Annotated in this window: 19 protein-coding genes; 8 read left to right on the top strand and 11 right to left on the bottom strand. The window is 65.2% G+C overall.

The window, feature by feature from the left end:
- Positions 1-13: 13 nt before the first annotated feature.
- Complete coding sequence (locus ACFC2Y_RS12460) at positions 14-724, bottom strand: SDR family NAD(P)-dependent oxidoreductase (RefSeq protein ID WP_375172751.1); 711 nt, start codon at positions 722-724, stop codon at positions 14-16.
- 75 nt (positions 725-799) lie between these two features.
- Positions 800-3,577, bottom strand: a complete 2,778-nt coding sequence (gene acnA, locus ACFC2Y_RS12455; protein WP_375172752.1) for an aconitate hydratase AcnA — start codon at positions 3,575-3,577, stop codon at positions 800-802.
- 215 nt (positions 3,578-3,792) lie between these two features.
- Between acnA and ACFC2Y_RS12450 the strand changes: the two genes are divergently transcribed.
- Positions 3,793-4,506 carry a DUF1223 domain-containing protein gene (locus ACFC2Y_RS12450; RefSeq protein ID WP_375172753.1) on the top strand — a complete coding sequence of 238 codons (714 nt, stop codon included), beginning with the start codon at positions 3,793-3,795 and terminating at the stop codon, positions 4,504-4,506.
- 59 nt (positions 4,507-4,565) lie between these two features.
- Here ACFC2Y_RS12450 and ACFC2Y_RS12445 read toward each other — a convergent pair whose 3' ends face one another.
- From ACFC2Y_RS12445 to purB, 5 genes are all read right to left on the bottom strand, one after another.
- Complete coding sequence (locus tag ACFC2Y_RS12445; RefSeq protein ID WP_375172754.1) at positions 4,566-5,468, bottom strand: lysophospholipid acyltransferase family protein; 903 nt, start codon at positions 5,466-5,468, stop codon at positions 4,566-4,568.
- 13 nt (positions 5,469-5,481) lie between these two features.
- Positions 5,482-6,381 (bottom strand): DMT family transporter, encoded by a 900-nt coding sequence (locus ACFC2Y_RS12440; protein WP_375172755.1) that lies wholly within the window; start codon positions 6,379-6,381, stop codon positions 5,482-5,484.
- A 285-nt stretch (positions 6,382-6,666) separates the two neighbouring features.
- On the bottom strand, positions 6,667-7,725 hold the full coding sequence (locus ACFC2Y_RS12435; protein ID WP_375172756.1) for a flagellar motor switch protein FliG: 1,059 nt from the start codon (positions 7,723-7,725) through the stop codon (positions 6,667-6,669).
- Positions 7,726-7,802: 77 nt separating this feature from the next.
- Positions 7,803-7,958 carry a hypothetical protein gene (locus ACFC2Y_RS12430; RefSeq protein ID WP_375172757.1) on the bottom strand — a complete coding sequence of 52 codons (156 nt, stop codon included), beginning with the start codon at positions 7,956-7,958 and terminating at the stop codon, positions 7,803-7,805.
- A 63-nt stretch (positions 7,959-8,021) separates the two neighbouring features.
- Positions 8,022-9,329 carry an adenylosuccinate lyase gene (gene purB, locus ACFC2Y_RS12425; protein WP_375172758.1) on the bottom strand — a complete coding sequence of 436 codons (1,308 nt, stop codon included), beginning with the start codon at positions 9,327-9,329 and terminating at the stop codon, positions 8,022-8,024.
- Between the two features lie 115 nt (positions 9,330-9,444).
- On the opposite strand from purB, the gene ACFC2Y_RS12420 reads away from it, so the two are divergent.
- Both ACFC2Y_RS12420 and ACFC2Y_RS12415 read left to right on the top strand, forming a co-directional pair.
- On the top strand, positions 9,445-9,873 hold the full coding sequence (locus ACFC2Y_RS12420) for a DUF6314 family protein (RefSeq protein ID WP_375172759.1): 429 nt from the start codon (positions 9,445-9,447) through the stop codon (positions 9,871-9,873).
- A 135-nt stretch (positions 9,874-10,008) separates the two neighbouring features.
- A complete protein-coding gene (locus tag ACFC2Y_RS12415; RefSeq protein WP_375172760.1) occupies positions 10,009-10,614 on the top strand; it encodes a biotin transporter BioY in 606 nt (201 codons plus the stop codon).
- A 239-nt stretch (positions 10,615-10,853) separates the two neighbouring features.
- Here ACFC2Y_RS12415 and ACFC2Y_RS12410 read toward each other — a convergent pair whose 3' ends face one another.
- From ACFC2Y_RS12410 to ACFC2Y_RS12395, 4 genes are all read right to left on the bottom strand, one after another.
- Positions 10,854-12,164: an HlyC/CorC family transporter gene (locus ACFC2Y_RS12410; RefSeq protein ID WP_375172761.1), complete on the bottom strand. Its 1,311-nt coding sequence runs from the start codon at positions 12,162-12,164 to the stop codon at positions 10,854-10,856.
- A gap of 84 nt (positions 12,165-12,248) precedes the next feature.
- Positions 12,249-13,175 (bottom strand): site-specific tyrosine recombinase XerD, encoded by a 927-nt coding sequence (locus ACFC2Y_RS12405; RefSeq protein WP_375172762.1) that lies wholly within the window; start codon positions 13,173-13,175, stop codon positions 12,249-12,251.
- Positions 13,172-14,761 (bottom strand): hypothetical protein, encoded by a 1,590-nt coding sequence (locus ACFC2Y_RS12400; protein ID WP_375172763.1) that lies wholly within the window; start codon positions 14,759-14,761, stop codon positions 13,172-13,174. Before ACFC2Y_RS12400 ends, ACFC2Y_RS12405 begins: the two co-directional genes overlap by 4 nt.
- Positions 14,751-14,900, bottom strand: a complete 150-nt coding sequence (locus ACFC2Y_RS12395; RefSeq protein WP_375172764.1) for a hypothetical protein — start codon at positions 14,898-14,900, stop codon at positions 14,751-14,753. Before ACFC2Y_RS12395 ends, ACFC2Y_RS12400 begins: the two co-directional genes overlap by 11 nt.
- Positions 14,901-15,002: 102 nt before the next feature.
- Between ACFC2Y_RS12395 and ACFC2Y_RS12390 the strand changes: the two genes are divergently transcribed.
- From ACFC2Y_RS12390 to ACFC2Y_RS12370, 5 genes are all read left to right on the top strand, one after another.
- Positions 15,003-15,572: a shikimate kinase gene (locus ACFC2Y_RS12390; RefSeq protein ID WP_375172765.1), complete on the top strand. Its 570-nt coding sequence runs from the start codon at positions 15,003-15,005 to the stop codon at positions 15,570-15,572.
- Positions 15,569-16,708 (top strand): 3-dehydroquinate synthase, encoded by a 1,140-nt coding sequence (gene aroB / locus ACFC2Y_RS12385; RefSeq protein WP_375172766.1) that lies wholly within the window; start codon positions 15,569-15,571, stop codon positions 16,706-16,708. Before ACFC2Y_RS12390 ends, aroB begins: the two co-directional genes overlap by 4 nt.
- Before the next feature lie 54 nt (positions 16,709-16,762).
- Positions 16,763-17,269: a DinB family protein gene (locus ACFC2Y_RS12380; protein WP_375172767.1), complete on the top strand. Its 507-nt coding sequence runs from the start codon at positions 16,763-16,765 to the stop codon at positions 17,267-17,269.
- 278 nt (positions 17,270-17,547) lie between these two features.
- Positions 17,548-17,964 (top strand): universal stress protein, encoded by a 417-nt coding sequence (locus ACFC2Y_RS12375; RefSeq protein WP_375172768.1) that lies wholly within the window; start codon positions 17,548-17,550, stop codon positions 17,962-17,964.
- Positions 17,965-18,003: 39 nt separating this feature from the next.
- Positions 18,004-19,662, top strand: coding sequence for a BCCT family transporter (locus ACFC2Y_RS12370; RefSeq protein ID WP_375172769.1), 1,659 nt, complete (start codon positions 18,004-18,006; stop codon positions 19,660-19,662).
- Positions 19,663-19,751 lie beyond the last annotated feature (89 nt).

The following is a 19,751-nucleotide window of genomic DNA, read 5'->3' as shown; positions in this document are numbered from 1 at the left end:
GTCCCGCGTAATCTCACAACCGGAACCCCTTGCTCACCGGAAGAACCGTCCCCGTCATCCCCGAGGACGCCGGTGACAGCAGGAACCGCACGGCGGCCGCGACCTCCTCTGGTTCCGCCAACCGGTCCAGCGCGGTTTCCTCCAGGAAAGCCTTTTGCAGCGCCTCCGGCCTTGGCGCGTGGTCGCGTTCGACCGCGCCGGGGGCGACGGCGTTGACCCGGATGCCGCGCGGGCCGAGGGCCTTGGCCATGCCGATGGTGGCGTTCTCCAACGCGGCCTTGGAGGCGGAATAGGCCAGGGCACCGGCGGCGGGAAAGCGGGCGTTGATGCTGGTGATCGTGACGATGCTGGCGCCGGGGGCGAGGTGGGGTAGGGCGGCGGAGACGAGCGCCACGGGCGCCAGGGCGTTGACGCGCATGATTGCCTCGGCCTTGCCCATGTCGAAGGTCTCCAGCGGGCCTTCCGCGATGGCCCCGGCGTTGAGGACAAGGCCGGAAAGGGGGCCGAGGGCGCTGGTGGCCTCAGCGATAACGCGGGCCGGGGCGGCGGGGTCGGTGAAATCGGCGGGGATGGCGAGTTGCCCCTGGCCGGTCAGATCATCTGCGTCGGGCGGCGGGCTGCGCCAGGTGAGGGCGAGGCGATGGTCGGGGGCCAGCGCTATGGCAATGGCGCGGCCGATACCCCGGGCGGCGCCGGTCACGAGGATGGCTGGACGGTCGGTCATGGGGCAATTTCCCTGCTGGACCCGGAAAAGAAAAGGGGCTCCGGAGAGCCCCTTTCGGTCATCTGTCAGGCGCGGTCAGGAGGCCTTGGCCAGGTCGCGCAGCACGTAGTGCAGCACGCCGCCATGTTCGATGTATTCCTTCTCGATCGCGGTATCGATCCGGCATTTCAGGGTGATCTCCTTCACCGTGCCGTCGCCCATGGTGATCGTGCAGGGCACCTCCTGCAGCGGCTTCACGCTGTCGAGGCCGGAGATGGAGACCGTTTCGTCCCCCTTCAGGCCGAGCGTCTTGCGGGTGTCGCCGCCGGTGAATTCGAACGGGATTACCCCCATGCCAACGAGGTTTGAGCGGTGGATGCGTTCGAAATTCTCCGCAATCACCGCCTTCACGCCAAGCAGTGCCGTGCCCTTGGCCGCCCAGTCGCGGGACGACCCGGCGCCATATTGCTCACCCCCGAAGACGACGAGGGGCACGTCCTTGTCCTGCCAGGCCATGGCGGCGTCGTAGATCGAGGTCTGTTCCCCGTCCGGGCCCAGGGTGTAGCCGCCCTCGACCCCGTCCAGCATCTCGTTCTTGATGCGGATGTTGGCGAAGGTGCCGCGCATCATCACCTCATGGTTGCCGCGGCGCGAGCCGTAGGAATTGAACTCCCGCACCGGCACCTGGTGATCCAGCAGATACTGGCCCGCGGGGGTCGTGTCCTTGAACGACCCGGCGGGGGAGATGTGGTCGGTCGTCACCATGTCGCCGAGGATGGCCAGCACCTTCGCCCCTTCGATATTGGTGATGACGCCCGGGTCCTTGGACATGCCCTGGAAGTAGGGCGGGTTCTGGACGTAGGTCGAGGCCGCGGGCCAGTCGTAGGTTTCGCTGTCGGTCGTCTCGACCGAGCGCCACTTGTCGTCGCCCTTGAAGACATCGGCGTATTTCGACTGGAAGGCCTCCTTGGTCACGGTCTTCTCGACCAGATCGGCGATCTCCTTCTGCGACGGCCAGATGTCCTTGAGGTAGACGTCGTTCCCGTCCTGATCCTGGCCAAGCGGGCTGTTGGCGATGTCGATGTTCATGTCACCGATCAGCGCATAGGCCACGACCAGCGGCGGCGAGGCGAGGTAGTTGGCGCGCACGTCCGGGCTGATCCGCCCCTCGAAGTTGCGGTTGCCCGACAGGACGGAGACGCCGATGAGGTCATTGTCGTTGATGCATTCGCTGATCGGCGGGGCCAGCGGGCCGGAATTGCCGATGCACGTGGTGCAGCCATAGCCGACGAGGTTGAAACCGATGGCATCGAGATCGTCCTGAAGCCCTGCGGCTTCGAGGTAGTGGGAGACGACCTGCGAGCCGGGGGCGAGCGAGGTCTTGACCCAGGGTTTCCGGGTCAGGCCCTTCTCGCGTGCTTTCTTGGCCACCAGACCCGCACCGATCATCACATAGGGGTTGGAGGTGTTGGTGCAGGAGGTGATCGAGGAGATGACGATGGAGCCGTCGTGCAACTGGTGCACCGAACCGTTTTCGTCCTTGTACCAGCCGCGTTTGTGGTGGCCTTCGTTGCCGGGGATCTCACGCGGCTCGGGGGCGCCGCCTTCGCCTTCCCAACGGGCCTCGGTGCTTTCGCTGGCGTCTTTCCCTTCGCGCAGACCCTTGATGTACTTGCCGAACTCCGACGCGGCCTTGTCCAGCGCGATGTAATCCTGCGGACGCTTGGGGCCCGAGATCGCGGGGACGATGGTGCCCATGTCGAGCGCCAGCGTATCGGTGTAGATCGGCTCGTAACCCGGTTCACGCCAGAAGCCGTTTTCCTTGGCATAGGCCTCGACCAGGGCGATGGTGTCTTCGTCGCGGCCGGAATTGCGCAGGTAGCGCAGGGTTTCGCCGTCGATCGGGAAGAAGCCGCAGGTGGCGCCGTATTCGGGGGCCATGTTGGCGATGGTGGCGCGGTCCGCGAGCGGCAGGCTGTCCAGCCCCTCGCCGTAGAATTCGACGAATTTGCCGACCACGCCCTTTTCGCGCAGCATTTCCACGACCTTGAGCACGAGGTCGGTGCCGGTGGTGCCTTCGACCATTTTGCCGGTCAGTTTGAAGCCCACGACCTCCGGAATCAGCATTGAGATCGGTTGGCCCAGCATGGCCGCCTCGGCTTCGATCCCGCCGACGCCCCAGCCCAGAACGGCCAGGCCGTTGACCATGGTGGTGTGGCTGTCGGTGCCGACCAGCGTGTCGGGATAGGCGACCATTTCGCCGTTCTGGTCGGTGTCGGACCAGACGGCCTTGGCGAGGTATTCGAGGTTCACCTGGTGACAGATGCCGGTGCCCGGGGGCACGACGCGGAAGTTTTCGAACGCGCCCTGACCCCATTTCAGGAACTGGTAGCGCTCCATGTTCCGCTCATATTCGCGGTCCACGTTCATCTGGAAGGCGCGGGGGTTGCCGAATTCGTCGATCATGACGGAGTGGTCGATGACCAGATCGACGGGGTTCAGCGGGTTGATCTTCTGGACATCGCCGCCCAGGCCCTTGATCCCGTCTCGCATGGCGGCCAGGTCGACCACGGCCGGAACACCGGTGAAATCCTGCATCAGCACGCGGGCCGGGCGATAGGCGATCTCGTCCGGGTTCTTGCCACCCTTCTTGCCCCAGTCGGAGAAGGCCTTGATGTCGTCGGTGGTGACGGTCTTGCCGTCCTCGAACCGCAGCATGTTTTCCAGAACCACCTTCAGCGCGGCGGGAAGGTTGGCGAAATCCCCCAGGCCGGCCTCTTCGGCGGCGGGGATGGAGTAGTAGGCATAGCTCTTGTCACCGACCTTGAGCGTGCGACGCGTCTTGGCGGTGTCCTGTCCGACGGTGATGGGCATGGTGGCTCCCTTCCTGAGGTGCGAGGGTCATGGCTCTCTTGGTTCTGCCTGATTGTCGGAAGGCGATCAAGTGGATCGCCGGAATGATGTATGCGACGGTATGCAAATCTGCGTGAGGCCTTGGGTCCGAAGTTGCAAAAGGTCGCGAAACCTTGATTGGCTGTTTCAGGCCGGTGCCTCTAGCAATAGTGGCATAGAAACGAACAGAGGTAGAGATGCTCGCTCGGATCGGGATTGCCGCATTGATTTCACTGGGGTTTCTGGGGCAGGCCCCGGTGGCCCTGGCCGAGCAGGACCACCCGGTCGTGGTGGAGCTCTATACGTCGCAGGGCTGTTCCTCCTGTCCGCCGGCCGATGCCTTTCTGGGGGTTCTGGCGGAACATGAGGATGTGATCGCCCTCGGGTTTCATGTCGATTACTGGGATTACATCGGCTGGCGCGATGTCTTCGGCTCGCCCGCCTTTTCGGCGCGTCAGAAGGGCTATGCCCGGGCTGCGGGCCGCCGGTCCGTCTACACCCCGCAGATGATCGTTCAGGGCGACCGCGATGTCGTCGGCAACCATCCCATGGATGTGACGGATCTGATCCAGACCTACCGGGATCTGCCGCGCGACGTGACCCTGACCCTGCAGCGGTCGGAGGGCGGCATCGTGAGGATCCGGGCGGAGGCGCTGCGCGATCCGGGCGGGCCGCTGATGGTGCAGGTGATCCGGTATCAGCCCGAAGCCAGCGTGGAGATCACGCGGGGCGAAAACGCGGGCAACAAGCTGACCTATACCAATATCGTGACGGACTGGCAGGTGCTGGGCGAATGGGACGCGCGCGCGCCCTTCGCGGCGGAGGTTCCGGCGAAGGGCGAGAAACCGGTCGTCGTGCTGATCCAGCACAAGGGGCCCGGCCCGATCGAGGCGGCGGCGCGGTTGCGCTAGGTCTCGGCTCCCGAACGGTCTTGCAATGACAGCCCCGGTCCCGCGCCGGGGCTTTTGCATCAGGCCTCCGACCGGCCCTGTTCATCCTTCCAGCGCCGATGCAGCCAGAGCCAGAGGCCGGGATGCTGCCGCACCATGGCCTCCAGCGAGTCGTTCAGGCGCTGGCCCATTTCCTCCGGCGTGCTGTGGCGCACGGGTTCGTCGAACCACAGCCGGAAGGACAGGCCGTCCGCCTGCCGGATGCCATAGCAGGGCAGGATCAGCACATCGTATTTCAGCGCGATGTCCGGCACCGAGAGGGCGGTATAGGCGGTCTTGCCAAAGAAGGTGAGCGGCGCGCCATGGCCGAAGTGCTGATCCGACAGCATGGCCATGATATTGCCCTGACGCACGAATTTCATCATCTCGGCCAGGCCCCGGCGGCCGCGTTCAAAGACCGGTTGTGAGGTCTGAAGGATGGCGCGGACGTAGTGGCGGTTGAAATAGACATTGTTCAGCGGCCGGTAGAGGCCGCCGACATCGCCGTACTGCATCGCCACGAAGGCGCGCACCGCATCGTAATTGCCGAAGTGGCCGGAGATGAGGAAGACCGGACGCCCCGCGGCGCGGGCCTCTTCCAGCGCAGACCAGCCCGGGCCTTCGGGGGTGATGTCCTTCAGCCGCGCCTTGAATTCGGCGCCGGAATAGATCTCGATCAGGGTGCGGGCGGCGTTGTCGGGCACCTGGCGCACGATCTTCTCGACCTCCTCGGTCGGGAGGTCGGGCCAGGCGTGGGCAAGGTTGGCGCGGATGCGTTTGGGCCAGCCCGCGAGGGGCGAGAGGATGCGCGAGGCGAAGCCGCCGATCAAAGGCAGGCGCAGCCTGTAGGGCAGGGCCAGCGCCAGTCTGACCATGCCGCCCAGGATGAGGTTCACCAGATACTGACCGGCGCGGGTCAGCGGGGGTAGGTCCTTTGGCTCCATGCCCATTATCCGCTCAGCGTGTGTCGGGGACCTTCGCCGCCGCCACCTTGGGCGCGGCGCGGGTTTCGCGATGCCAGACATAGAGGCCCGCGCCGACAACGACAACCGCGCCGACAGCGGTCCAGAAATCCGGCAGCTCGCCGAAAACGGTGACGCCCCAGAAGGTGGCGAAGATCAGTGAGGAATAGGCGAAGGGGGCCAGCATCGCGGCCTCCCCGGCGCTGAAAGCCTTGATGAACAGCAGTTGCCCGATCGTGCCGATCATGGCCAGACAGGCCATCAAAATAAGGGTCACCGCATCCGGTGTCTGCCAGTTCCACAGCACCATGCCGCTGGTGACGAAGGAGCCGAGCAGCGCCGCATAGAGCAGTGAGGTCCAGGGGTCCTCGCGATTGCCGATATGGCGCGTGGCCAGGGAATAGGAGGAATAGAAGACCGCCGCGACCAACGGGAAGATCGCCGGCCAGGAAAACACGCCGGAGCCGGGGCGGATGATGATCAGCGCGCCGGCCAGGGCCTCCGCGATGGCGATCACGCGACGGGGGCCGAGCGCCTCGCCCAGGAAGATCGCAGCGCCGAGCGTGATCAGCACCGGGTTGATATTCATGATCGCCGTCGTTTCAGCGAGACCGAGGTAGGTGAGGCCGGTGAAGAAGGTCGCCGTGGCGCAGAAGAGGAAGAGCGAGCGCAGGAACTGGAATCCGGGGAACTTTGTCTTGGCCACGGTCCTCAAGCGCGGGGCGACGAGGATCAGGACAAAGATCATCTGCCCCGTGTACCGCGCCCAGAGCGCCATCAGTGGCCCTTCCCGCAGCGAGACGGCCTTGGCGAGGGCATCCATCGTGGTGAAACAGAAGATGGCGCCAATCATGAGGAGGATCGCGCGGTTTTGCAGCGAAAGGCGGGACCACATCAGAGGAGTGTCCTCGGGTGTGGTGTAAACGAAGGCGGGCTTTGCGTCATGGGGCGGAGCATTAGGAGCCGCACGACGGACTGTCCAGCCTCGGAATTGTCTGGTGCGGGTGTGTCTCGGGGGCCGGATTTGGCGGGCTTTGGGGAGTGCGTGCCCGTCCTATCTGTGCGGCGTGAATGGTGAATTTTCGAGGTTTGGAGGCGTCTTGTTGCGAAATTTGTTCAATATTATAGGGCTTTGCATTGCAAATCTTACCTTAAATGTCAGCTCACTTTTCCTGACCTCTCACCCGTCCTGATCTTCCTCGCCCGCGATCAGCAACAGTTCCCCGGCCGCCTCCATCTCCCGGATGGCAGCGACAACGGCGTTCATCGCCGCTTCGGCATCCTTGGGCTTCACCTTGCCCAGATCCGCGACCTCATCGCGGATCGAGTCGGCCAGGCGGGCGGACATGTTGCCCAGCACATACTCCGCCGCGCGCTTCTCCTGCTCCGACACGGCGCCGCCGATGGCGGTGACCAGATCGGCCTGCTCCAGCTCGCGCACGACCTTGGGAATGTCGCGGGGGGCGATGCGGTCGGGAATGTTGACGAAGGTGAAGATGGCTTTGCGCACCTCGTCGGCGAAGTCGCGGTCGGTTTCGTCCAGCCCGGTCAGCACCTCATCCCGGGCGGAGGCGGTGGAGAAGTTCAGGATCGCGCCGACGCGCGCGGCGGGCCCTTGCTCGAAAACACTGTCGGGGACCGACTCCAGCTGCGCGGCGAGGGAGATGCCGATCCGGTCCAGCGCGTCGGCGGTGACGCTGCTGGTCTGGCTGACGGCATAGGCAATGCGCCGGGCCTTGTCCCCGGGCAGCAGGCCAAGCAGTTCCGCCGCCTTGGAAATATCCAGCTTGGACAATATGATGGCGGAAACCTCCAGGCTTTCGCTTTCGATCACGGGCAGCAGTTTCTGGGGATCCAGCGCGGCGATCCGTTCCCAGGGATCACCAGTCTGGCGCACCCCGGCCTCCTTGCGCAGGCGGGCGGCGGTATGGGGGCTGATGCGGCCGTCCAGCACCGACAGGGCGCCCGCCACTCCGCGGGGGAAGGTCAGGCCCAGGCCCTCCAGCTCAACCGCGAATTCCTCCACCACCTCGTGGAGCGTGTCGCGGGTGATCGGGCGCATATCGCCCAGGATGCGGGTGAGATCGACCTGCAGGTCATCCGGCAGGTCCTGCAAGGACATCTCCGCCCCATGCGAGACCGCGAGGCGGATGATGATCGCCGCCTTCTGACGCCGCGTCAGCGCGGTCTGGTTCTGTGCCGAGGGCGCGATCTGCGCCAGCGGGGTAAGTGTGCCCATGAAACGCCCGGGGTTGCTGCCCAATCACGCGACAGGGTTACCCCAGAGAGGTGAACAAAGGCTGAAATGCCGGAGGATCAGCTGGAGACGATCTGTTCACAGCTGCCGGTTTCGGCGTTCCACTGAGAGCCTTCGGCGCAATTGCTGGCCTGGTGTTTGTCCTGGCAGGAGGATTGCGCCGCAGCCAGGCTCGGCAGGGTCAGTAGGGCAGTCACGAGTATCGTCCGGATCATGTCGGTCTCCCTCATTGCAGGGACAGGATAGCATGATCCGGGCGATTCCCGAACGGTCTTGCGTCAGTCCTCGTGAAAGACCCGGGCGAAGATCGTGTCGACGTGCTTGGTGTGGTAGCCAAGGTCGAACTTCTCGTTGATCTCGTCCTCGCTCAGCGCCGCGCGGACCTCTTCGTCGGCCAGCAGTTCCTCGCGGAAATCGGTGCGGTGATCCCAGACTTTCATCGCGTTGCGCTGGACCAGCCGATAGGCATCCTCGCGGCTGACACCGGCCTGGGTCAGGGCCAGCAGCACCCGCTGCGACATGACGAGGCCGGGGAATTTGTTCATGTTGTCCAGCATGTTCTGCGGATAGACCAGCAGATTTTCGATGACGGAGGTCATCCGGGCCAGGGCGAAATCCAGCGTCACGGTGGTGTCGGGGCCGATGTTGCGCTCGACCGAGGAGTGGCTGATATCGCGCTCGTGCCACAGCGCCACGTTTTCCATCGCCGGGATGACGGCCATGCGGACCAGCCGGGCGAGGCCGGTCAGGTTCTCGGTCAGCACCGGGTTCTTCTTGTGCGGCATGGCCGAAGATCCCTTCTGTCCCATGGAGAAGAATTCCGCCGCCTCCAGTACCTCGGTCCGCTGCATGTGGCGGATTTCCACCGCGATATTCTCGATCGAGGAGGCGATGACGCCGAGGGTCGCGAAGAAGGCCGCGTGTCGGTCGCGCGGGATCACCTGGGTGGAGATCGGCTCGGGCACGAGGCCCATCTTCTCGCAGACATGGTCTTCGACGGCCGGGTCGATATTGGCAAAGGTGCCGACCGCGCCGGAAATCGCGCCGGTGGCGATCTCCGCTCTTGCATCGCGCATGCGGGACAGGTTGCGGTCCATTTCCGCATAGAAGCGAGCGAAGGTCAGGCCCATGGTGGTGGGTTCGGCGTGGATCCCGTGGGAGCGGCCGATGCGCACCGTGTCCTTATGCTCATAGGCGCGTTTCTTCAGCGCGGCGAGCAGGCCTTCGAGATCGGCGATCAGGATATCGGCGGCGCGGGTCAGCTGCACGTTGAAACAGGTGTCCAGCACGTCCGACGAAGTCATGCCCTGATGGACGAACCGCGCCTCGTCGCTGCCGACATGTTCGGCGAGATGGGTGAGAAAGGCGATGACATCATGCTTGGTCTCGCGCTCGATCTCGTCGATGCGATCGATGTCGAACTCCACATCCTTGGCTTTCCAGACCGCCTCGGCGTTTTCACGCGGGATGACGCCCAGATCGGCCATGGCATCGCAGGCATGGGCTTCGATCTCGAACCAGATGCGGAACTTGGTCTCGGGCGACCAGATGGCAACCATCTCGGGGCGGGAATAGCGGGGGATCATCGGATGCTCCTGTCGTCTCGGGTTGCGCGCCTCTTACCGCCGGGGCATCAGGGGGGCAAGGGAGAGCATGGCGGCCCGGTGTCGCGGTGACCGCAGGTGCCTGATCGGAGGGCGGATGGAGCTGAAAGATTTCCTCGGACGCTGGCGCGTCGACCGGCGGATCGCCAATGCCATCGGGGCGGATGCGCAGTTCTCCGGGGTGGCAGAGTTCACCGGCACTGCGGCGCGGCTGGTGCTGGAGGAACGGGGCGAGATGCGGCTGGAGGGGCAGGGCGCGGATGCCCCGGCAATGCAGGCGACGCGGCGCTACCACTGGCAGCAGGGAATGCAGGGGATCGAGGTCTTTTTCGACGACGGCCGGTTCTTTCACCTGATCGGCCCGGACGCAGAGGTAAGTGCACGCCACGACTGCGCCCCGGATCTCTACCAGGTGGCCTATGATTTCCGGACCTGGCCACAGTGGTCCTCGGTCTGGAGTGTCGCCGGCCCGCGCAAGGATTACCGGATGGAGACGCGTTATGCGCCCATGGGCGCAGGGGATTGATGGGTTTGCAAAGTCGTCTGCTTTGCAAAGAACGACTTTGCAACTTGCTGTGCCCAAGGGGTGTCGTGACGCTTGCGCTTTCGGGCGACCTCGGGCATCACCATGGAAACAAGTTGAGGGAACGGAGGGAATAGCATGTCCCAGACAACGACTGCACGCGTTTTGACCGACGCATTCGGACCGACAGAAGGCGCGGCCCTGCGGCTGAAACAGGCCGCCCTGGTGATCGCCGGGATCGCACTGCTGACCATCTGCGCCAAGATCAAGGTGCCGGTGCCCGGCTCGCCGGTCGCGGTCGGCATGGGGACCTTCGCGGTTCTGGGCATCGGCGCGGCCTATGGCGCGCGGCTCGGCCTCGTCACCATCATGGGCTACATGCTGATCGGCATGATCGGCTTTGACATCTTCCAGTCCTCCACGGCGGAGCTCAACGGCATCGAGTACATGATGGGCGGCACGGGCGGCTATCTGCTCGGCTACATCATGGCGACGGTGCTTCTGGGCGTTCTGGCGCAACGGGGCTGGGATCGTTCGGTTCTCTGGATGGCGCTGGCGATGCTTCTGGGCAATATCCTGCTCTACATCCCCGGTCTGCTCTGGCTCGGCACGCTCTATGGCTGGGACAAGCCGATCCTCGCCTGGGGCCTGACGCCCTTCATCCTGGGTGATGCGCTGAAGCTGGCCCTGGCGGCTCTGGTGCTGCCCCTGGCCTGGAAATTGGTCGGCCGCGCCCGCGGCTGATCGGGATTACATCCTGACAATCAAGCTGACAATCAAGGCGCGTCCCTCGGGGCGCGCTTTTTCTTTGCCAGAACCGCCGGGGCGCTGCCCCGGACCCCGGGATATTTCCAGCAAAAAGAAAGACATGGGTCTCTGATTTCTTTTTGCCCCAAATATCCCAGGGGTGAATTGAGCCCCTGGGCTCAAGAGGGGGCAGCGCCCCCTTGCCCGGAGCGCAGTATGTACTGGCTTTGCGGGCCTCAGATCCGGGTCAGCGGGCGGATCTTCAGCCGGGTGACGCGGTTGTCCTTGCGGGCCACGACCTCGAAACGGAAGCCGTGGAAGGAAAAGACCTGGCCCTGGTTCGGGATGGTCTGCGCCTCGTGGATGACGAGGCCGGCGATGGTGTTGGCCTCCTCGTCCGGCAGGTTCCAGTCCATGGCACGGTTGAGATCGCGGATTGTCATGGCGCCGTCGACCAGATACTGGCCGTCCTCGGTCGGGTGGACGTCATGTTCGGCGGCGGGGTCGAACTCGTCGGTGATCTCACCGACGATCTCCTCCAGAATGTCTTCCAGCGTCAGCAACCCGCGCAGGGCGCCGTATTCGTCGACCACCAGCGCGAAATGGGTCCGCTGGCTGAGGAACTGGCGCATCTGTTCGTCCAGCGTCGTGGTGTCGGGGACGAAGTAGGGTTTCATCATCACGTCGGCGATCTTGAAATCTGCCAGGGCTTCGTCCAGCGGGCGGTTGGCCTGGAGCGACATCTTGTGGATCGCGCGCAGCATGTCCTTGGCGTGGATCACGCCGATGATGTTTTCCGGATCGCCGCGGTAGACCGGCAGGCGGGTGTGGGAGGACTGGAGGCTCTGGCTCAGGATTTCCTCGATCGGGATGTCGGCGTCGATCATCTCGATCCGCGAGCGGTGGAGCATGATTTCCTCGACAAAGCGGTCGGAGAGATCGAGGGCGCCAAGGATGCGGTCGCGGTCCTCCTTTTCCACCACGCCTTCGGAATGGCCCAGTTGCAGAGCGCCGGCGATTTCCTCGCGCACGGCAAGGATGTGGCTGTCGGGATCGGTCTGAACACCAAAGATGCGCAGGACGGCGCGGACCAGGACCCGGATCGCGCTGACCAGCGGGGCGAAGACGGTGACCACCATCTGGATCGGGCCGGAGACGCCGGCGGCGGCTTTTTCGGCGTTGGTGATTGCATAGGTCTTGGGCAGCACTTCGGCGAAGATCAGCACAAGCGCCGTCATCACGAGGGTCGCAAGCGCCACGCCGCCGTCCCCGAAGGCACGGGTGAAGAGGGCCGTGGCCAGGGATGTCGCCAGGATATTCACCAGGTTGTTGCCCAGAAGGACCGACCCGATCAGCCGTTCATTGTCCTCGGTGATTTGCAATGCGCGGCGGGCGCCGTTCGACCCCTTGTCCGCCTGGGCGCGCAGCTTGCCGCGCGAGGCCGCGGTCAGCGCGGTTTCCGAGCCGGAGAAGAAGGCAGAGAGCACCAGTAGCAGGAGGATGGCGGCGGCGGTCAGCCAGAAGGCTGTGTCGAAGGCAGTGGTCATGTGTGATGTCGCTGGTTTGGGTCTCAGCAGGTTATGGGCATGTCATAGAGGGCGTTCAAGCACCGTGACCCGCGTCGGAGAGGTTTATTCGCTGCGGTTCAGCGGATGATGGGTTTCCACCAGGTCGCGGAGGCGGTGCTCCAGGACGTGCGTGTAGATCTCGGTCGTGGCGAGGTCCGCATGACCGAGCAGCGTCTGGATCGCCCGCAGGTCCGCGCCGTTTTCCAGCAGATGCGTGGCGAAGGCATGGCGCAGGGTATGCGGGGTGACCTTGGAGGGTGTGACCCCGGCGGCGAGGGCGATTTCCTTGACCAGGATGTAGAAGCGGTGTCGTGTCAGGTGGCCCTGGGCGGAGCTTGTCGGGAAGAGGAAGCGGGAGGGCTGCGCGCCGCGGGGGCGGGCGTCCTCCTGCGTCTCGCGTTCGGCCAGCCAGAGGGCGAGGGCATCGCGGGCGGGGGGCGACAGGGGCACCATGCGTTCCTTGCCGCCCTTGCCCCGGATCAGCAGCATGCGGGGATCGCCCCTGGCGGCGGCAAGCGGCAGGGACACCAGTTCGCTGACCCGCATGCCCGTGGCGTAGAGCAGTTCCATCAGGCAGGTGTTGCGCAGGCGGTCGGCCTCGGTCCGGCCCTGATCGCGGGCGGCTTCCAGCAGGCGGGTCACCTCCTCAACGGTGAGGGTCTTGGGCAGGCGTTTGGCCCGGCCCGGCCCGCGGATTTCGATGGCGGGGTTGTCGGCGCGCCAGCCCTCCTCGAAGGCGAAGCGGTAGAGTTGCCGGATCGAGGCGAGGCGCCGGGCGCGGGTGGCGGCGCTGAGGCCCTGGGCGTCGCAAAAGGTCAGATAGGCCTCGACATCGGCGCGGGCGGCCTTGTCCGGGGTCAGACCCTTGCGCTCCAGCCATTGGGTGAAATCCTTCAGGTCGCGGCCGTAGCCCAGCAGGGTGTTGCGCGCCGCACCTGCCTCGGCGGATTGCGCTTCGAGGAAGGTGGAGATCCAGGTTTCGGCGCTCATAGGCGGCGGTCCAGGATCATCAGTTGCAGGGCGGAGCGGCGGGCCAGATCCTCTAGCCCGACGGCGCGGAAAGCGGCGAGGGCCGGGGGGATGTCCTTGGTTTCGCCCTGCACGCCCGAGAGGAAGTGCGCCATGGCCACCAGCACCGCCTCGCCCAGCTGATCCTGGCGCAGGTTCAGGCGGAGGGAGGGCGGCAGGTCGACCTCGCCGGAGAAGCCGCGGGTGATCGCCTGGGCCTTCGTGTCCGGGGCAAGGGTTGCGTCAGGCGTGCCCGCGGCGAGCGTCAGCAGGAAGCGGTCGCGATCGGTGCGGGGGGTGAGGTCGCGGGCGAGGGTTTCGTACTCCGGCGACAGAAGCGCCAGCTCGAAGGCCGCGCGCCGCGCCGGGGCCGACAGGGTGGCGATGTCAAAGCGGCCGCCCCAGAGGCGGGCGAAGGGCAGCTCCAGCCGGGCAGCGCGGATGGCGGCCCAGGCGTCGGGCAACGTGGCGGAGATGTCGTCCGCCGAATTCGCGGCGATGGCGCTGTCGAGCTGCTGGATCAGTTCGACCCGGTCCCAGATCCCGCCGGAAGCGGCGGGTTCGCGCGCGGTGTAGATGCCGATCAGCCGATTTTCCGCCAGTGCCCCGCTGCGGGCCAGGCGTTCGGCCGCCTCGACCTCGGCCTTCCAGCCCGCCAGGCCGCGCAGGTCCGACACGGCATAGGCGCGGGGCAAGCCGGTGGTCGGGACGGGCTGGCCGATGGATTCGGCCAGGCGGAAGGCCAGGGGCGTCATCTGTGCGGGGGGCGGCAGCGGCGGGGCCTCGTCCGCCAGATCCGGATCGAGGTAGAGGCGCAGCAGGCGTTCCTCGGGCTTTGGCAGCGACCCCAGGGCGGAGGCGCTGGCAAAGGTCAGCGCGGCGGTATCCCAGTCGCCCAGGCGGGCCCGGCAGAAGGACAGGGACGTGACCGAGGGCGCAAGGGTCGGCGCGGCAATCATCGCCTCGCAGGCGCGGTTCTCCTCGCCCGAAAGCAGGGCCAGGTCGAACCACAGGGCAAAGAGATCGCGGTGGCTGGTCGGATCGGCGCGGTCGGCCAGGGCCAGTGCCGGATCGACGGCGCCCATGCGGGTCAGCATCTCGATCCGCGCGCTCAGGAACCCGACGCCGCCGGGATCGTCGAGCGGCGGCTCGGCCTCGGCCAGAAGCAGGGTGTAGAGCAGCGATTGCATCGCGGGCGAGGCGCTGGCGTCCAGCGTGGTCAGCAGACGGATCAGCCGCCGTCCCTGGGAGGCCTGCCAGAGCGTATCCGGCAACCCGGTGACCGAGCGGGGCAAGAGCCCGACCGCACCGACCTGGGGCGCGTCCAGCGGGCGGGTCGTGACCGTGGGCACGGTGATCGCATCGGCCACCGCGGGCTCATCCAGCGGGACGGACAGCGGATAGGGCGGCGCGGCCATGGTGAGCCCGCCGGGCAGATCGGAGATGCCGTTCCCGGACTCCAGCCAGTCGATGGCCGACATCGGCTGCTGCGCCTGAACCGCGTGGGGTGTCAGGACCAGCAACAGACAGGCCAGGTATCGGTGGAATGATGCCGATCTATTGCGCATCCAGGACCATGGGTTCGCGAATCTCGACCTTGTCGGGGGTGAAATCAACCCCGAAGTAGGGGCCGACGTAAGCATAGCCCGTCAATCCGATTGCCCCAAGAACAATCAGAAAGAACAACCACTTCAGAATTCTAAGCATAGTGCGACTGCCTCTTTCGCCCGGTCTTTTTCCGGCAATATAGCTGGCCTTTTGCCCAAGATCACGTCATTCAACTGTGAACTGCGGAAATTGACGCGGAATATGGGCAGGAGGCACCAAGCGGTCATGGCGTGGCGGCTGAAAAAGACGATCGTGATGGTTGGTATGATGGGGGCGGGAAAGACGGCCGTGGGCCGCGCGCTGGCCTCCGCGCTGCGCGTGCCCTTTCTGGACAGCGACCACGAAATCGAGGAAGCCGCCGCGATGAGTATCGCGGAGATTTTCGAGCGCGACGGAGAGGCGTTTTTCCGGGCGCGGGAGACCGAGGTGATCCAACGCTTACTGGATGGCGCACCCTGTGTCCTGTCGACCGGCGGCGGCGCTTACCTGGCCGAGCGGAACCGGGCGGCGATCACGGCGCGGGGGACAGCGGTCTGGCTGGATGCCGACCTCGACCTGCTGTGGAGCCGGGTGAAACACCGCGACACCCGTCCGTTGCTCAAGACGCCCGATCCGTTCGGGACGCTCAAGTCGCTTTATGAGGCGCGGGTGCCGATCTATGCCAAGGCCGATATCGCGGTGAAATCGCAGCCCGGGCTGACGGTGCAGAATATGGCTGACCGGGTCATCGCGGCACTGGCGGAACGTGACGACCTGCTGGAGAAAACATGACCACACCTGTCGCCGAAACCGACACCGAAACCGTCCATGTTGCCCTGGGCGACCGGTCCTATGACATCCTGATCGGAGAGGGGCTGCTGGCCGAGGCCGGGGCGCATATCGGCCCGCTGCTGCCGCGTGCACGGGTGGCGATCGTCACGGATGAAACCGTGGCGCGGGTCCAGCTTCCGGCGCTGGAGGCCGGGTTGGCGGCGGCGGGGATCGAGGCGGTCTCGCTGGCCCTGCCGGCGGGCGAGGCGACGAAGGCCTGGCCGCAGTTCTCGCGCACCGTGGAATGGCTGCTGGAGCAGAAGGTAGAGCGGCGCGACGTGGTTGTCGCGCTTGGCGGCGGGGTGATCGGGGATCTGGTCGGCTTTGCGGCGGCGGTGCTGCGGCGCGGGGTGCGGTTCGTTCAGGTGCCGACCACGCTGCTGGCACAGGTCGACAGTTCCGTGGGCGGCAAAACCGGGATCAATGCACCGCAGGGCAAGAACTTGATCGGCGCCTTTCATCAGCCGTCCTTGGTGCTGGCTGATACGGGGGTGCTGGCGACCCTGCCGACGCGCGATTTCCTGGCGGGTTACGGCGAGGTGGTGAAATACGGGTTGCTGGGCGATCTGTCCTTCTTCAACTGGCTGGAGGAACATGCCCCGGCGATGGTGGATGGCGATATCACCGCGCGCATTCATGCGGTCAGACGTTCCTGCGAGATGAAGGCCGATATCGTCGCGCGGGACGAGACCGAGCAGGGGGATCGCGCGCTTCTGAACCTAGGCCATACCTTCTGCCACGCGCTGGAGGCGGCGACGGGCTACTCCGACCGGTTGCTGCATGGCGAGGGGGTGGCGATCGGCTGTGCCCTGGCGTTCGAACTGTCGTCGCAGCTTGGGCTGTGTTCGCAGGAGGACCCGAGCCGCGTGCGGGCGCACCTGCGGGAGATGGGCATGAAGGTGGACCTGGCCGATATCCCCGGCGAGCTGCCGTCGGCCGAGGCGCTTTATGATCTCATGGGCCAGGACAAGAAGGTGGTGGACGGGCAGATCCGGTTCATCCTGGCGCGCGGCATCGGCGAGGCCTTTGTCAGCACCGAAGCGCCGCGCGAGACGGTGGTCAGGATGCTGGACGAAGCATTGGACGCGCGCGGTTAGGCCTTGATTTCGGTGTGATTTCTTCGGCAGAGTGTCCGCGAAAGGGCTTCTGGCATGACGATGATCACCACCGAATGGGTCCGGATGATGGCCCGCTACAACCGCTGGCAAAACGAACGGATGGAGCGCGCGATGGCGGGGCTGTCGCTGGCGGCGCTGACCAAGGACCGGGGGGCTTTCTTCGGGTCGATCCTGGCCACGGCCAATCACCTCGTCTGGGGCGATCTGATGTGGCTGTCGCGGCTGGACGGCGGGGCCGGGCCTGGCTGCGGCATGAAGGAGGGCCTGACGCTGACACCGACCCACGGCGCGTGGTCGGCGGAACGGTTTCGCACTGACGGGCGGCTGACGGCATGGGCGGAGGGGCTGAGCCAGGTGGACCTTGCGGGCAACCTGACGTGGATTCCCAGCTCCACCGGGCAGGAACGGACGCGGCCCATGGGGTTGATCGTGACGCATGTGTTCAATCACCAGACCCATCACCGGGGCCAGATCCATGCGATGCTGACCGCTGCTGGGGCGCAGGTCGAGGATACGGACCTTCCCTTTATGGAAGAGTAAAGGGCCCATTTTCAGATGGTTCCGATGTACCTTTAAGGTGATTGCTTGAGGGATTTCACCCGGTTTTCCCCCCGCTGATCGCGGCAATCCGACGGTTCCTGCGCGACAGGTCCATGTCGCATTTCCCACGCTTTTGGCCGTTCGTGCCTGTATTTTCAGCAAAAATGCGGCTAGGCTTTTCCTATCGGACGAGGCGCAGGTGCCTCATGTCCCAGGTGACGTGCGATGACCCGACCGCAGAGTCGGGCCGCACGAGTACACGCAAGGAGGGAGTGAACATGTTCAACAAGATCATGGTCCCGGTCGATCTGAGCCATGCGGGCAAGCTGACCAAGGCGCTGGACTGCGCCGGTCGTCTGGCCAAGCAGTTCGGGGCCGAGGCCGTCTATGTGGGTGTCAGTGCCGCCGCGCCAAGTTCCGTGGCCCACTCGCCCGAGGAATACGCGGAGAAGCTGGACGCCTTCGCGGCAGAGCAGGCCAAGGCGCACGGGATATCGGCGAGCGGCCATTCGGTCATCAGCCACGATCCGTCGGCAGACCTCGACCCCGCGCTTCTGAAGGCGGTCGAGGAGACGGGCGCGGACCTCGTGGTGATGGCGAGCCATGTGCCCAATATCACCGACTATATCTGGCCGTCCAACGGCGGGACGATTGCGACACATGCGAAGGCCTCGGTCTTCGTGGTGCGTGGGTAAGGGAGCGGGCGCAGACCCGGAGTGAACAGGGAATGAACTATGACAGATGAAAACGAAATCCCGGATCAGGGTATTCCGGCCCCGGAAGGGGCGTCGGATATCATTGATACCGAATACGAAATCGGACAGGACAATATCGACGGAAATGTCGGGCCCTTCGGCTTTGACATCCACAACCCGGTGTTCCTGGTCTCCGGCCTGTGTGTCGTGGCCTTTGTGATCTATGCCTTCCTCGCGCCGACACAGGCGGCGGATTTCTTTGGCTGGCTGCGGCCCTATCTGACCTCGACCTTCGACTGGTTCTTCCTGTCGGCGGCCAACATCTTTGTCGTCTTCTGCCTGGCGCTGGTCGTCCTGCCCGTGGGCAGCGTGCGACTGGGGGGTGCGGATGCCACGCCGGACTATGGCTATCCCGGCTGGTTCGCCATGCTCTTTGCGGCCGGTATGGGCATCGGTCTGATGTTCTTCGGTGTTCTGGAGCCGGCCTATTACTTCGGCACCCCCTGGGGGGATGAGCCGCTTGGCGTCGTCCGGCCCTTTACCGAAGATGGCGCACTGATCCCCGAAGCGGTGGACGAGGCGCGCCGCATGGCGCTGGCCGCGACCTCCTATCACTGGGCGCTGCATCCCTGGGCGATCTATGCTGTGGTGGCGCTGGCGCTGGCCTTGTTCAGCTATAACAAGGGTCTGCCCCTCTCGATCCGCTCCGCCTTCTATCCGATCCTGGGTGACCGGATCTGGGGGTGGTGGGGCCATGTCATCGACATCCTGGCGGTCTTCGCGACGCTCTTCGGTCTGGCGACATCGCTTGGTATCGGGGCGCAGCAGGCGAATGCCGGTCTGGGCTTTGTTTACGGCGTGCCGGTGAATACCACCGTGCAGGTGATCCTGATCTGTTTCATCACCGCCATCGCCCTTGTGTCGGTCCTTCGGGGCCTCGACGGCGGGGTGAAGGTGCTGTCGGAGATCAACATGGTCATCGCCGTGCTGCTCCTGCTCTTCGTGCTCTTCGCGGGCGGGGCCATGCGGATCCTGGGCGATTTCGGGACGGCGATCACGGGCTATTTCGCCGAACTTCTGCCCCTGTCGAACCCCGTCGGACGGACGGACGACGGCTATCGCCAGGGCTGGACGGCGTTCTACTGGGCCTGGTGGATCTCCTGGTCACCCTTCGTCGGCATGTTCATCGCGCGAGTGTCCCGCGGGCGGACCGTGCGGGAGTTCGTGACATGTGTCCTGATCATCCCGAGCCTCGTCTGCGTCTTCTGGATGGCCGTCTTCGGTGGCACCGCAATCCAGGACATGATCACCAACCCCGAGGCCTCGCTGGTCAAGGCCAACGTGATCGACGCCTACAAGCCGGAACTGTCGCTCTTCGCGATGCTGGAAAGCCTGCCTCTGGCCTCGATTACCTCGACCATCGGGATCATCCTGGTCATCGTGTTCTTCGTGACATCGTCGGACTCCGGCTCGCTGGTGATCGATACGATCACGGCGGGCGGCAAGGTGGATGCGCCGGTGCCGCAGCGGGTCTTCTGGTGCACCTTCGAAGGGGCCGTGGCCATCGCGCTGCTGATCGGCGGCGGGTTGTCCTCGCTGCAGGCCATGGTGATCTCCACCGGGTTGCCGTTCACCATCATCCTGCTGCTGATGTGCTGGGCGATCTGGAAGGGGCTCGTGGCCGAAAGGAAGATCTGACGGGACGGCCGGGGGCGCTGCTCCCGGACCCCCGGAGTATTTCTGGCAAGATGAAGCAGGGGGCGCGTGTCGCCCCCTGTTTTTGTTGA

This window comes from Pseudooceanicola sp., from assembly GCF_041987405.1.
Lineage (GTDB): Bacteria > Pseudomonadota > Alphaproteobacteria > Rhodobacterales > Rhodobacteraceae > Pseudooceanicola.
Note: the sequence above shows the minus strand (reverse complement) of the source record. Positions and strands in the feature narration are given on the sequence as shown.